Consider the following 14,559-nt stretch of genomic DNA (forward strand, 5'->3'; position numbering starts at 1 on the left):
AGGCTCTCATTGTAAAAATTATATAATTATTGATATGAAATCTGTTCGTTTGTTCTTGAATCAGGGGAATGAAAGAATTGATCCTTTTTGTTACATAATATTACCCTCATCCGTCCCGGTCTGTCGCAATATATGTCGGGCGATCAGGGAAGGGATCATGCAACGTTCAATCTTTCTGCCCCTTGCGCAGCGTGCCCGGAATTATTTGGGCAGCCGTCCGGTCACGCAGCAACCGGGGCACTGCGCAACGACGATATGAGGATAGTATAGCACCTGACTATCAGACGTATCGGGCGCGTCATGCCGCACGACCATGCCCGAAGACCGTATCTTAGCCGTAACGTCCCAAAACAGGGAAAAACTTCATGAATCGTCGAAATGTGTTGAAGATACTGGGGGCGGCCCTCCTCCTGCCCGCCGGTGCCGTGGCGGCCCCGCGCAGGAAGGGCGTGATGCTGATGAACCGTATCGGGCCATCAGTGTCACAGCTTTACCTTGCCAACGCTGACGGGCGTGACGAGAGGCCATTCATGCCGGGAAATGGCCTTGATTATCATGCGTCTTTTGCCCCGGACGGGCAGTCCATCCTCTTTACATCGGAACGGAACAGGCTGGGGCAGGCGGACATATTCCGCGCCCGCCTGGACGGCACCGGTATCAGCCCCCTGGTCAGCCATCCATCCGTGGACGATGCGGCCGCCCTGTCACCCGATGGCACGCGCCTGGCCTTCGTTTCCACGCGCGATGGATACCGTGCGAATATCTGGGTCATGGACCTGCGCACGGGCAGGCTGCGCAACCTGACCGGGTCGGCCCGCGTGCAGGGCGACAAGGCAGGACCAGACTGTTTCTTCCGCCCCGCATGGTCGCCCGATGGCCGGTGGCTGGCATTTTCCTCCGATCGCAACACTCCGTGGCGCGGGCATGACAATGGCCGGGGCTGGGAACATACGCAGGCACTCAGCATTTACATAATCGGTGCGGATGGACAGGGTTTCCGCCGTATTGCGACCCGCCCCGACTACTGCCTTGGCTCCCCCAAATGGTCGCCAGATGGCCGACGGGTGGTGTTTTATGAAATGCTGACCGAAAGCACATGGGGGGCCAGACGGCCCGAAGGGGTGGCATCTGTCGTCTCCCAGATCGTGTCCGTCGATATCACCAGCGGGGAACGGGTCCAGCATACGTCCGGCCCGGGGCTGAAGGTCTTTCCCCAGTTCGTTACGGCGGAAATCATCGGGTATCACCGTAAAGGGGGGCCGGATGAGGGGCTGGCCTATACCACAGGCATTGCCAGCGTGCGCCGGACGCTGCGTTCCCCCGCATGGTCCCCCGATGGCCGGACGGTCATCTATGAAAAGGTCAGTTTCCGCCCGTTTGCCCAGAACCAGCCCCTGTATAGCTGGGATCCGCAGCGGGACTACCGGCATACGGATGTCTTTCCCGGCCTGTCACGAGATGGCAGGCTGGTGCTGACGGAAAAGGCGTTCAATTCCTCCATCGCCACCATGAACCCGGATGGATCGGACCGGAAACGGATCTTTGATGTCTCCAGCACGAACCTCAACCCGGCACAGGTGGACCATGGCATGGCCGGGGCGTTTGCCCCCGCATGGTCACCCGACGGGCAGTGGATCGCCTTCGGGCTGGGCCAGTGGTTCCAGGCGCGCCGCACGGGCAAGGCAACGGTCATGCGCATGCGCCGCGACGGCAGCGCGGTCGAAGCCCTGACCGATGGCACCATACATTCCGGTTTCCCCAGCTATTCCGCTGATGGCCAGCAGGTCGTGTACCGGGTGTGGGGCGAAAACAACATGGGCCTGCGCATACTGGACCTGCAAACCCGGCAGACACGCGTGCTGACCACCGCATATGACAACCTGCCCGGCTGGTCGCCCGATGGTGGCCGGATCGTATTCACGCGCCGGGTCGATGACGAAAATTATGATATTTTCACCATCCGGCCCGATGGAACCGGGCTGAAACGGCTGACCACCAGCGGCGCAAATGATGGCCATGCCGTATGGACTGCCGATGGCCACATCATGTGGTCAAGCGGCATATATGGCTTCCGTGACGAGGCGGCGCTGTATGACAATACGTTCCAGCCTTACGGGCAGATCTTCATCATGAACGCCGATGGCAGCCACAAGCGGATCCTGACGGACAGCCTGTGGGAGGATTCCATGCCCCTTTATGTTCCGGCATGATGTCGCGGTTATGAACGATAACGGGCACGGCACGTCCTTCCGGCAGGCATCCGTTCGCACGAGATCCGGCGCTTAATCTGCATCATGAGAACGAAAGGAAGTTCATCCGAAGAGCGAGGCCCCACCGGAAATCCTTCGGCGAACAATATTTGCGATTTCCTGGCTGTTGCAACCAACAGCCACACTCTTCCTCATCGCTGTTACAGCAGACTACATCAAGGCCTGACAGACCCTATTGATAGAAAAGTTTGAATAGAGTTTGTCAAACCCTGCATATGGGCCAGATACCTAGGTTCAGGACTCATTCTTTGAGATAGAAGATGAAGCTTGCTGCGATCTGAATTGCGGACATGAACGTATGAGCGCACCGGTCGTATCTGGTTGCCACACGTCGCCAGTCTTTCAACTTTGCGAACATGTTTTCGATAAGGTGGCGCTTTTTATACAGGTGCCAGTTGTAAGATGGCTTTGATTTCCGGTTTTTCCTCGGTGGAATGCAGGCGATAATGTTCCGTTCGCCAAGAGATCGTCTGATCCGGTTGCTGTCATAACCCCGGTCCCCGATGACCTCTTCTGTTTCTTCCGGCAGGTCCGCCAGAAGAACATCAGCCCCTTTGAAGTCACTGACCTGTCCAGCAGTCAGATACAGGCGGACAGGCCGGCCCTGGCCATCACACACGGCATGCAGCTTTGAGTTCAGTCCGCCTTTTGTGCGTCCGATATGGCGGGAAAAAGCCCCTTTTTGAGCAGTGACGCCGCTGTTCTGTGTGCCTTGAGGTGTGTCGCATCAATCATCAGACGCTTCGAACGGCCAGCCTGTTCTGTCAGGGCGACAAAGATCCTGTCAAAGACACCCAGGCGGCTCCACCGGATGAAGCGGTTGTATAAGGTCTTGTGCGGACCATACGCTTTCGGGACGTCTTTCCACTGAAGACCGTTGCGGATCACGTAAACAATCCCGCTCAGAACACGACGGTCATCGGTAAGCCTGTGAATCATAATGCCCCACTCAGTTCAATAAATTAATAGGTCCTGAGCCTAATCTGGCCTGCTGTTATGAAGAAGTCGAGCGGACGTCCGTTCCGGTCGGTGACGGCATGCAGCTTCGTATTCATCCCGCCTTTGGTGTGCCCAATCAGACGGCCTGGATCCCCTTTTTTAACTGCAGGCTCGAAGCTGTGCGATGTGCCTTGAGATAGGTCGCATCAATCATGGTCGTCTGAGGCTCTGCCTTGCCGGTCGCCAGTCCCTCCATCATGCGGATGAATATCCCCATAGCACTCCAGCGCTTCCAGCGATTGTAGAGCGTCTTGTGTGGACCGTATTCCCGGGGTGCATCACGCCAACGCAGACCATTTCTGTTCACGAAAATGATCCACTCAACACACGACGGTCATCAACACGAGATTTGCCATGACTCTTCGGGAAAAAGAGCCGCAGACGCTCCATCTGCTCATCCGTCAGCCAATACAGGTCACTCATCTTCAGTCTCCTCAAGAAGCCTGAATCACATCCAGCCACTCATATCAATGGGTCCTGAGCCTAACAAGCCCTATATACGCTGGTGTTTAAACGATCACAAAAAACTCTCCGCCACAGTATTTTGTGGCAATTATCATGCGGGCTTATCGTGTATTCCAGCTTGCAAGCCTTTATCAAAACATTCGGTCCAATTCACATCGTAAGCAGTTCTTACTTGTTATTGGTAACTGCCCGATAGATGGTGGCTTTATGCACGCCAAAACGGGCTGCAACTTCTGAAATGGAGAGGTTCTCGTCACGGACAAGCTTCCGGATCGTCGCAATCTGCTCTGCGCTGAGCTTGGCTGGCCGACCAAGATGGACACCCCGTTCCTTGGCCCGTTTCCTACCCGTTTCCGTGAGGTTGCGGCTTAATGCGCGTTCAAATTCGGCAATGCCGGCAAAAACACCAAGAATCATTTTCCCATAGGGAACGGTAGTATCGGCCCAGGGTTCACAAAGGGAGCGCAGCCCTGCTCCTTTTTCACGCAGTCGATCAGCCACCTCCAGCAGGTGGGGCGTTGACCAGGCGAGACGGTCCAGAGAATAGACAACCAAAGTATCGTCAGAAGAAAGTTCCGTCATGACGCCCCCCAGAATGGGCCAGTTTCGGCTCATTGTAGGAACTTTTTCCTCATATATTTTTTGACAACCCGCCTTTCGAAGTGCTTCTACCTGATGGAGAAGCGTCGCTTCTTCCGCATTTTCGCGCGCGTACCCGATCAGCATCATATTCTTCGTTTATATTGGCACATTATCCTTATTTTATAGACGATTGCGCGAACGCATAGCCAGCATTTTTTTGGTTTTCAAATGACGGGTCTTATGCAAAAATAAATTCCGTTACGTCCTCATCACCTCCACCATCATGCGGCTTCACATCGGGCAGAAAGGTCACGCCACAAATATTTCATATTTTGGCCCAATAGCCAGCGGTCAGAAACCCCGAAACTTCCTTGCTGGTGCGAGTATTTTTGAGACAGGCGATACATATGAAGATGGCAACGGACAATAGCTGCTCCCTTGTAGTCCGCGCGGACGAGACCGCGGTCAGAAACGGCTTTTTCAACTGGAACAACGTGATTGAGGTTGTAAACAGATCACTTCCCCTTTCACGCAGGTCGGACCTGTCTTCCTATCGCTTCGTCATAGGATCACGGGCTTGGGTCCGCACGAACCTGATCGACCTGGCCCGGTGGAGCAGTTGGGAATACGTCCTGCAGGGGGGGACGCTGGAAATCGACAGTTTTGGTCCTTTTCAAGTTCTGTGGCTGCACCTGATTATTGATCAGGCGGGGGGAGAAATCATTTTCGGCCCCAAGCATTCCGAAGCCGGCCTTATCCTAATCGACATCACATTTGGCAGCCCGGACCGCGCCGCGCCATTCAGCCTGATATTCCGCGGCAACGAGACCCTGACGGCATCCTATGATTCCGATACCCGCATCACGCTGGTCGGACTGCTTGCGGGATGTGGGGCGGAACGGGACTGCGCGGCATGGGCGGTCGTACGTTGTGATGGGGACCCCTACGGGCTATCTCGTCCTGAAAACTGGCAGCAGGGGGAAGAAGGGATAGACACGTCCCCGCTTTTTCTCAAACGCTACCGGACACAGAACCCTGAGAACGGCGTCGTTATTCATTTACCCACCAGAACACAACAGACAGGCAGGCCAGACTAATGGGCGAACGACAGACCTATCCCATTCCGGACAAACTGCTGGAAAGCATCGATACGGGTATTCTGCTTGTCAGCAATGATAACACAATCATCTTTGCCAATGATAACGCGGCCCGTATCTGGGGTGGCCCCACTCCCGGGCTGGTCGGCCGGAAACTCGATATTCTCTTTCCCACCGGGACAGACATCCTGCCCTGTACCTTTGGTGAGAACCTGACGAATGTCGCGCTGTGCCCATCCGGCGTATCCGGGGGTAAGGTCTGTCGTTCCACTACAGAAAACCACCACCACCTGACCTTGCTGCGGCATGACGGTACAGCGTTTTCTGCCGAGATGTCCGTGGCACGGGTCGAGGGGGCGGGACAGCAGGTGTTTGTCATTTCCCTGCGCGACGTGACACGGGATCTGTCCCGACGGGAACAGGACCTTCAGTATGCCACCATCGTGCAACGCAATGCATGCGGCATCCTGATACTGGACAGCCAGTGCCGCATTACCTATGCCAATGCAGCGGCGGCCCGGTTTTCGGGCATCTGCGCCGAGGGTATGGAAGGGGCTGATTTCTCGGCCTTTCTGTCCGGGCAGCAGGGCGATCTTGCAACATTACAGGCCTTTCGCCGCCGTCTGCAGCGCTGTCGGCCCTTCGAACTGGAAATCTATTCCCGCACCGACACAGGCCAGGACATCTGGCTTCTGGCAACCGTAACGCCTTTATGCAGCCCCTATGAGGAACTGCACGAAGTGATCGTGGTGCTGAATGACATTACGGGCAGCGAGCAGATAAAGGCGCTGCATAAGGATATGATGGGGGCGCTGACCAGCAACCTGTCTTTCAACGAAATCCTCGGCTTGATGTGCCGCCAGATTGAACGTATCGCCCCGGATGTCGTAACACAGATCGTGGTCGTGGATGATGAACAGCGCATGCACCCTGTAGCGCGCGCACGGCTGCCCGCACAGATTGCCGAAGTCTGCGCTGACCTGCAGATAGGTCCTGAGGTCGGGTCATGCGGCACGGCACTGTTCACCGGTAGGGAAGTGGTTACACCAGACATTGAAGCCGATCCAAAATGGAAGGGGTTCTGGCAGTTTGTCATCCCGCATGGCCTCATGGCCTGCTGGTCGGTGCCGATCCTGCTACGTGACGGCCGGGTAGGTGGCAGCCTGGCTTTCTATTTCCGTGCCAAGCGCGCACCGGGCAGATGGCACCGGCGGATTGCCGATGCCTGCCTGCATCTGTGCGCGCTTGCCATCGAACAGCAGCGCTCGCGTGAGGATATCGCGCGGCTTACGCAGTATGACACACTGACGGGCCTGCCCAACCGGACCGGGCTGCGGCACGGTATCAGGCAGCGAGCCGCGCGCGCGCGGCATGAAAACCTGCTGGCCCTGATCATCAACCTAGATCGGTTCCGGGCCATCAATAACGGACTGGGACGCCCGGCAGGCAACATGCTGCTGGCTGCGTTGGCCCGGCGGCTATCCGGTCTCATTTCCAGTGATGATCTGCTGGCCCGCAGCGGGGGAGACGAATTCACCCTGATCACGACCGGTGGGGTGGAACGAGCCACGGCACTGGCCGATGCCGTCATGAAAGCCGTAGTGGAGCCGGTCGTGATTGACGAGGTTCCTGTTACCATTACGGCCAGTATCGGCATTGCGGATAATGACAGCGGCCGACGGGAGACGGAAATACTCATGCAGCAGGCGGAAACGGCCCTGTCGCAGGCAAAGAATGCCAACCGTAACTGCTACCGTTTCTTCAACGAGGAAATGAACCGGCAAGCGGCGGACCAGATCCTGCTGGCCAACGCGCTGAAGGAGGCGATCAGGAGGGACCAGCTCTATCTGGTATACCAGCCGCAGGTCCATGCCGCGACCGGCCGACTGGAAGGGGTGGAAGCCCTGGCGCGATGGACCGACCCAACCTTGGGCATGATATCACCGGGCCGTTTTATCCCCCTGGCGGAAGAAACCGGACAGATCGAAGCAATCGGGCTGTGGTCACTGCGGGCGGCCTGTCGACAGATGGCCCTATGGATGCAGGCAGGGGTGGACGTTCCGGTCGTATCGGTCAATATATCCGCGTTGCATTTCAGAAATCCCGACCTGCCACGCCTGATTGGCGAGATCCTGCACGAAAGCGGCATTTCCCCACAGCGTCTGACCATCGAACTGACGGAAAGTGCGATGATAGAAAATTACGATCAGACCCTCATCGCCGCTCAGGCGATCCGGGGCATGGGCATCGGACTTTCAATGGATGACTTCGGAACCGGTTTTTCCAGCCTGTCGAACCTTGCAAACCTGCCACTTAACGAACTCAAGATTGACCGGAGCTTCATGGATGGCTTTGAACCGACGGGCAAGATTCACTCTGTGGTCACGGCCATCATAGGTATCGGGCGGAGCCTGGGCATGACCGTGGTGGCGGAAGGGGTGGAAACGCAAGCGCAGCTTGACCTGCTCCGGCGGATCAACTGCGACGTGATACAGGGATATTTCTCTTCCAGACCCCTGGATGCGCGGGATCTTGAAGCATGGCTGAAGGCGCACCCCGATACCGGGTGTTCACCACAGTCCGGCAGGCAGCATGATGCGGACATGAATAACGGCGTGATGAAGGGGAGACGCTCCCCAGTTACCAATTCTTTACAATAAAAGCTTTCTTATCGGATTTGGAGCTTTATCTGTTGCAGGAGACCGGACATGACACGTGCGCACCGCAATCCAGATTTCCCTGCTGGCGGAGATGCCGCCCTGTGGCAGCAACTATGCGGACAGCCTGCCGCAGATGATCCCGTTGCGCAGATGCTTGTGGCAAGCGGCCTACCCGTAATGCATGGCATTACCCTACCACTTGGAACAGACGAACGTGTGGAGATTGACCACGTATTTGCCAGCGCAGACGGGTTGCATACTTTACATGCGAAACATTACATCGCGTGGATCAATGCGCCTTCTCCCGAAAAAGAAATCCGGTCACAGAGCAGGGCTGGAAATTTTGCCTATAATGATGATTTCCTGCGCGGTTTTCTGAAATTGACAGAGGCTGTCAGCACCATCATAAATGACCCGTTACCGCCACAGAAGGGGGGGAGCGTTCCCGTGACGGGTCATTTCCTGCTCCCTTACAAGGTGCCCCTGATGGCACCTCTGCAGAATCATGCCCTTCTGCTTGCGGAACTGGAAAGCATGTTGAATACCTTGGCCAGCCGGGGCACTATTCCTGCCGAGCATGGCAAGGCATGGTGCCATGTTGGAACAGTACATCATAAATACGCAATCGCGTCTTCACAGATACAGAAACGAAATCCCTTCTGAATTTTTCCGGCCTTCGACCAGATCAGATTTTCTACAAATAACCCGACACCCTGCCGCACCCGGAAAGACTATTGTTAGGATAGCAGATGTCGTACGTGCCCCTGTTAAAAAGAATGGACCGATCTGACTCTTCCCGGCTGGACAGTCTTGCGCAAGAGTTCAGGACAGCCAGGCCATTTCCACATCTGGTCATGGACGGAATGTTCTGTGATTCCCTGCTGAACGAAGCGTTGCAGGCTTTTAATCTCGATCATGTAAACAATATAAATGTATTCCAGAACCAGCTTCAGTCAAAGCGTTCGACCAGCACACAATCCGTCATGCCTACCGCAATACAACGGTATTTTGATATTGTGAACGGTGCACCGTTCCTCAGGCTGCTGACCAGATTGACAGGAATCACGAATCTGCTTCCCGACCCTTATCTTTATGGGGGCGGCATGCATGAAGTCGCGGGGCAGGGACATTTTCAGGTCCATACCGATTTTCGTTATCATCCCCATACGTGTCTGGAAAATCGCCTAGCTTTGCTGACTTACCTCAATCATGACTGGAAGCCGGAATATGGCGGCCTGCTGGAACTGTGGCAGAAAAATCCAACCCGGCCTGTCAGAAAAATTGTTCCCCGGTTCGGACGCAGCGTTCTCATGCTCCAGTCGCCTGTTTCATGGCATGGACACCCCCAAGCGGCGCGAACAGGGTATCTACGGCGGACACTCATTACATATTTTTATACGGCACCAAAAATAAAAGCTGACAGAACAGAACAAAGCACGATCTATCTATCCAACAGCGGACAATCGACCATGCAGAGAGCGGAAATCCTCATACGGAACATACTTCCGCATTTTGTTATTGATACAGCAAGATGGATACGGCACAGAAAACGTAAGCAAAACTTTAGATAAAATTTTAATTGAGAGCCATATCCTACAAATTATCGTTAAGCCTGTGATCATAGGATGGCTCGCTCGAACTGTCAGGTCGTTCAGAATGTGCCCAGCATATTCGCAATGCCGCCAGTAATTAAACTTGTAGCAGGTGGGACCGGATCGATCAGGCCGAGCCGGACAACCTGCTTGACAGGATGAAGGCGGTCCTGTTCCTGCTGAAGATCAAGAAGAACCGGGGCATCTGCCCTCGCGTCGATCAGGCGCGGCAGAACTAGCTGCGACGGAGACAGGTCATGTCGTTGAGGGCGAAGAAGATGAGGAAGCGTGAGTTGATCGCGTAGAAAACTAGGCGGCTCCAGGTGGAGCGATCTAACTTACACCGGATGCCAGCTTGACAATTGACGCCGGGCCATATCCATAAACTTTTCCTTTTCATCTTCTGTGGCGCCGCCGGATGTGAAATTCGACGTGACCTCCCATTTCCGAAATGGATAGCGTTGTGAAAACAATTTCTTTGCGAGGTATTCAATATCACCGTCGCGGATGAACAATTTATTACTCCTATTAAAATTTTATTTATTTATTTCAATATTTATTATTATTTCTGTGATGGAAAGCGAGTTATCAGTCTGTGTTAGACCGCACCTTCTTGCTTCTTCGCGCAGAAACGATAACGCGGCTTTAATATCGTTTGCTTTCGTTTTCGTATCTTCATTCATATTGTTATGCTGCATTCTGGTGCTCAATGCTGTCATTATTGAGAACGGCATAGTGGATATTTAGCTTTGCTCGCGCCTTATCAAGAATATCCTGCGAGACGGGCACTACGGCAGAAGCGACATCATGGCCTGATGGAAGCGTCTTTCTCATGTGAATATGGGCTTCTACACCGGCTCCGGGTACAATCCGCTTGAGAACGCCCCACGCGGTTAGGAACAGATAGGTGTCAATCCCATTCAGAACCGAAAACTCAATGCATGCCAGGATCAGTTCGGCCGAAATCTGCTTGCGCAGGGATAGCGACATGTTGCGCTCGACGCCAAAACGGGTGATTTCCCATACGTTCGGCCCAGAGAGAACAATCGGATTGGGCATCATATCGGGCCAGAGTGTTTCCAGCATGTAAGGCCGGTTTGTTGGCAGCAGACGGACCATACCCCTGACCACGCCAGCGACATCGCGCCACACAAGATAGACGGAGGCAGGAGTATCGAACTGGTCGTATTCCATACCTTTGTAGAAAGGAACTTCCCACTGCTCATTGGCCACAAAATGGCGGTAGCGAAACCTAAACTGCTCAGCGAGGGCTGTTCCGCACCAATGGGCGTTTTCAACGGTTACGACTTCTATCATGGATACGCCCTCTTGCTGTTGGGTAAGAGGATTATTCATGAAAATCGACAGTCAGGTTACCTGTCAGGTCTGACAGGTTTTACAGTTCAATCAGACCGGCGCAGATGGCCTTCACCACACCCATGATACGATTTGTACATTTCAGCTTCAGCAATGCATTGTTGATATGGAAATTAACGGTTCTCTCACTGACACCAACAATCATCCCGGTTTCCCATGAGCTTTTACCCTTGGCTGTCCATCTCAGACATTCTTTTTCACGCGGAGTAAGAATAGGGACCAACACATCTGCCGGTTCATCCAGCTTTTTATAACTGGTAATGAAAAAATTAGATAAGGCACGCAGATAAATTTCAACTTCTTGATCTAAGTTTTTGTCTGTAAATGCAAAACATATGGCATAAACCAATCTGTCATGTGTATGGAATGGTATTGTCATTCCCTTTTTTATACCAAATTCTGATACATCCCTGATTATCTTTTTTTCTTTTTTGTTTATATTGCGTATTTCATGCCAGAAATACGGATGACTCATAAATCTAGATTTTTTTATTATTGGATCAGAAATTATATAATTATTCTCAATATAAAAATTTACCCATTCCTCTGGATAGCCGACATGTATGAAATTTTCCTTAGGGTCTTCAGTCCTGTTTAATTCCACAATGGTTATATGGACGCCGCCAACGGTCAGGGCGGCGTCAAGGTAGGCAGTTAGAAGATCGTGTTTGGTGCTTGCGTTCTCGAAGTCATGCAGCTTCGATAGGAGGTCGATTGTCAATCCCGCCATCTATTGCGTTGCCCCATGATGCCATTCAAGGATAAACCTAAATTATATGATATCCTTATTCTATATATTTATGACCGCACTCACCATTATGGTAGTTTGGCTCGCTTTTGAGGCCGGAAACCAGATCATTCCATCCTGCCCCGGCGACACTGTGTTATGGTTCAACCAGAACACCCACTTTTATCACCTGCCGGGCTGACGTGCCCCCGAGACCCTTGTCTGGCGACCTGATCCGGTGTCCTGCTATTCAGTTGAGAATGTGGGCGTACCGTATTGTAGTCTTCCCGCCAGTCAGCCAGAATCCGGCGGGCATGCGTCAGGGACGTGAACAGCGTTTCATTGAGACATTCATCCCTGAGCCGACCATTGAAGCTTTCGACAAACCCGTTTTGCTGCGGCTTCCCCGGGGCGATATAATGCCATTCGATCTGCATCCCGTCGGCCCATTTCAAAATGGCATGGGATGTGAATTCCGTCCCGTTGTCGCTGACAATCATGAGGGGTTTGCCATATCGCTCCACCAGAGCTGTCAGTTCCCGCGCCACACGTGCGCCTGACAGCGATGTGTCGGCAACCAATGCCAGGTTTTTTCCGGCTGAAATCGTCGATAACAGCCAGAATGCGGAACCGGCGGCCACAGATCAGGGCGTCAGACACAAAATCCAGACTCCAGCGCTGCCTAGGCTCAGGACCTATTAATTTGTTGAACTGAGTAGGGCATTGTGATTCACAGGCTTACCGATGGAGGTGAGGCTGTGAGTGAGGTATTTTTACTATCTGAGAGCCAGATGGAGCGGATTGAGCCGTTTTTCCCTCTGGCGCACGGAGTGCCACGGGTGGATGACCGGCGTGTTCTGAGCGGGATCGTTTATGTGATCCGCAACGGCCTTCAGTGGAAAGACGCCCCGAAAGCGTATGGTCCGCACAAGACTTTGTATAATCGCTTCATCCGGTGGAGCCGCCTGGGTGTCTTTGACCGGATCTTCGTCGCCCTGACAGAACAGGCTGGCCGTTCGAAGCGCCTGATGATTGATGCAACACATCTCAAGGCGCACCGGACATCAGCCTCCCTGCTTAAAAAGGGGGTTTTCCCCGCCATATCGGACGCACGAAAGGCGGCCTGAACTCAAAACTCCATGCCGTGTGCGATGGTCTGGGTCGGCCTGTCCGTCTTCATCTGACTACGGGACAGATCAGTGACTTCAGAAGCGCAGATGTGCTTCTGGCCGATCTCCCCGACGAGACGGAAGAAGTCATCGGGAACAGAGGCTATGACAGCAACCGGATCAGGTTATCGCTTGCAGAACGCAATATCACTGCCTGTATTCCCCCGAAAAAGAACCGGAAAATAAAGCTGCCTTACAACTGGCATCTCTATAAAAAGCGTCACCTTATCGAAAACATGTTCGCAAAGCTGAAAGACTGGCGGCGTGTTGTGACCAGATACGACCGCTGTGCTCATACATTCATGTCTGCAATCCACATCGCAGCAAACTTCATCTTCTATCTCAAATAATGAGTCCTGAGCCTACGCACAACTGATGCGCGGGAAGCGGAAAGGCGGGTAAAGGCCTTCCGCCTCCGGCTCGAGCGCGCGGCCCTGGACGTGCCGGGCGAGTAATCATGGAAGGCTGCCGTGGTGCGCTGGTCGACCGAGGGGCTGGACGGCGTGAAGGACTCAGTCCGCACGCGCTACCTGTCGAGCATCCGCCGGTTTGACGAGCGCTTCGGCTCCCTGCTGGTGGCCTCCATCACCACGCGCGACATTGCCGACTGGATCAGCGACCGCAAGCGTATCGGCTCGGTCAGACTTCACGGGGAGGGAAAACAGATTTCCAACGCCTCCATCCAGCGCGACCTGACCGCGCTCTCGCGCCTGCTGAGCTTCTGCTGCTCGATCGGCTGGCGCACGGACAATCCGGTCCAGGCCTTCGACCGCACGATCATCCGCGAGCGGCGCGAGCCCAGGCGGCCACCCACGCGCCGGGAAATCCAGACCGCCATCGATGCGGCCCCACCCGGTATCGCGGGTATCCTGACCCTGCTGGCAGAGACCGGCATGCGGATGAACGAGGCGGTAATGCTCGAGCGCTGGCAGGTGGACAGCCCCAAGCGCCAGATCCTGCTGACCAAAACCAAGACCAGCAGGCCGCGCACCATCAGCTGGCACACGCCCGGCGGCAACGCCACCGGGGCACTGGAGCAGGGGGCAGCAACTGGCTTTCTCTATACGAGCAGCACCACAGGCAAGCCGTTCGCCAATTTCTCATCCAACCACGCCCAGATCATGCGGCGCATCCAGCGCGACAATCCACTGTTTAGGCGCTTCGGGGTGCATGACCTGCGGCATGCCTTCGCGGTGCGCTGGCTGAAGGAAGGAGGGAATATCTATCGCCTGTCCCGCCACCTTGGACACAGTTCCGTGAAGGTAACAGAACAGAACTATCTGGGGTTCCTGACCGTGGAGGAACAGGAGCGGGTCCAGTTCCAGGCAGAGCAGATTTTTGCGGCAGGTACCACAATTGCTACCACACCGGCCTGAAAAACCGTCCAGAAACGACCAAAGCGCCCCGTGGGGCGCTTGGCAATTTCCTGTTTATTTACAAGAAGTTCTGGCGGAGGGGAAGGGATTCGAACCCTCGATACGACTTGACATCGTATAACGGTTTAGCAAACCGCCGCCTTCAGCCACTCGGCCACCCCTCCGCCGAAGAGCGCGCATTATAAGTAACACGGCGTTTGCAGGGCTGCTTCTATCGTGTTGCGGCAACCCTGCATAGCCCTAAA

At 54.4% G+C, this 14,559-nt stretch carries 10 protein-coding genes, 1 tRNA gene and 3 pseudogenes; 7 read left to right on the forward strand and 7 right to left on the reverse strand.

Going from position 1 to position 14,559, the window contains the following annotated elements:
- Positions 1–365 precede the first annotated feature (365 nt).
- Positions 366–2,210 (forward strand): hypothetical protein, encoded by a 1,845-nt coding sequence (locus QEG70_RS02830; protein WP_308719264.1) that lies wholly within the window; start codon positions 366–368, stop codon positions 2,208–2,210.
- 301 nt (positions 2,211–2,511) lie between these two features.
- Here the strand turns inward: QEG70_RS02830 and QEG70_RS02835 are convergent.
- The 3 genes and pseudogenes from QEG70_RS02835 to QEG70_RS02845 form a co-directional block, all read right to left on the reverse strand.
- A pseudogene (locus tag QEG70_RS02835) lies at positions 2,512–3,191 on the reverse strand (IS5 family transposase); the annotation flags it as partial.
- Between the two features lie 59 nt (positions 3,192–3,250).
- Positions 3,251–3,692 (reverse strand): annotated as a pseudogene (locus tag QEG70_RS02840) (IS5 family transposase); the annotation flags it as partial.
- Between the two features lie 210 nt (positions 3,693–3,902).
- On the reverse strand, positions 3,903–4,463 hold the full coding sequence (locus QEG70_RS02845; protein WP_308719265.1) for a recombinase family protein: 561 nt from the start codon (positions 4,461–4,463) through the stop codon (positions 3,903–3,905).
- Positions 4,464–4,723: 260 nt separating this feature from the next.
- Between QEG70_RS02845 and QEG70_RS02850 the strand changes: the two genes are divergently transcribed.
- The 4 genes from QEG70_RS02850 to QEG70_RS02865 all read left to right on the forward strand — a co-directional run bounded on the left by QEG70_RS02850 (position 4,724) and on the right by QEG70_RS02865 (position 9,644).
- Positions 4,724–5,413, forward strand: a complete 690-nt coding sequence (locus QEG70_RS02850) for a hypothetical protein (protein WP_308719266.1) — start codon at positions 4,724–4,726, stop codon at positions 5,411–5,413.
- Positions 5,413–8,073: an EAL domain-containing protein gene (locus QEG70_RS02855; RefSeq protein WP_308719267.1), complete on the forward strand. Its 2,661-nt coding sequence runs from the start codon at positions 5,413–5,415 to the stop codon at positions 8,071–8,073. Before QEG70_RS02850 ends, QEG70_RS02855 begins: the two co-directional genes overlap by 1 nt.
- Positions 8,074–8,121: 48 nt before the next feature.
- A complete protein-coding gene (locus tag QEG70_RS02860; protein WP_308719268.1) occupies positions 8,122–8,736 on the forward strand; it encodes a hypothetical protein in 615 nt (204 codons plus the stop codon).
- An 86-nt stretch (positions 8,737–8,822) separates the two neighbouring features.
- The gene (locus QEG70_RS02865; RefSeq protein ID WP_308719269.1) at positions 8,823–9,644 is read left to right on the forward strand and encodes a 2OG-Fe(II) oxygenase; all 822 of its coding nucleotides are present in this window, start codon (positions 8,823–8,825) and stop codon (positions 9,642–9,644) included.
- Positions 9,645–10,352: 708 nt separating this feature from the next.
- Here QEG70_RS02865 and QEG70_RS02870 read toward each other — a convergent pair.
- The 3 genes and pseudogenes from QEG70_RS02870 to QEG70_RS02880 form a co-directional block, all read right to left on the reverse strand.
- The gene (locus QEG70_RS02870; protein ID WP_308719270.1) at positions 10,353–11,021 is read right to left on the reverse strand and encodes an acyl-homoserine-lactone synthase; all 669 of its coding nucleotides are present in this window, start codon (positions 11,019–11,021) and stop codon (positions 10,353–10,355) included.
- 40 nt (positions 11,022–11,061) lie between these two features.
- Positions 11,062–11,772, reverse strand: a complete 711-nt coding sequence (locus QEG70_RS02875; protein WP_308719271.1) for an autoinducer binding domain-containing protein — start codon at positions 11,770–11,772, stop codon at positions 11,062–11,064.
- A 161-nt stretch (positions 11,773–11,933) separates the two neighbouring features.
- A pseudogene (locus QEG70_RS02880) lies at positions 11,934–12,456 on the reverse strand (integrase core domain-containing protein); the annotation flags it as partial.
- 71 nt (positions 12,457–12,527) lie between these two features.
- On the opposite strand from QEG70_RS02880, the gene QEG70_RS02885 reads away from it, so the two are divergent.
- Positions 12,528–13,288 (forward strand): IS5 family transposase gene (locus QEG70_RS02885; RefSeq protein ID WP_308719272.1). Its coding sequence is split into 2 segments (ribosomal slippage): positions 12,528–12,861 and positions 12,861–13,288, totalling 762 coding nucleotides; the frame shifts between segments, so codons are not numbered across the junction.
- 120 nt (positions 13,289–13,408) lie between these two features.
- Entirely contained in the window at positions 13,409–14,314 is a 906-nt protein-coding gene (locus tag QEG70_RS02890; protein ID WP_308719273.1) for a tyrosine-type recombinase/integrase, read from the forward strand.
- Between the two features lie 71 nt (positions 14,315–14,385).
- Here QEG70_RS02890 and QEG70_RS02895 read toward each other — a convergent pair.
- Positions 14,386–14,478 (reverse strand) — tRNA-Ser (locus tag QEG70_RS02895).
- Positions 14,479–14,559 lie beyond the last annotated feature (81 nt).

Source organism: Komagataeibacter xylinus, from assembly GCF_031081985.1.
In the GTDB taxonomy this organism is placed as follows: domain Bacteria; phylum Pseudomonadota; class Alphaproteobacteria; order Acetobacterales; family Acetobacteraceae; genus Komagataeibacter; species Komagataeibacter xylinus_E.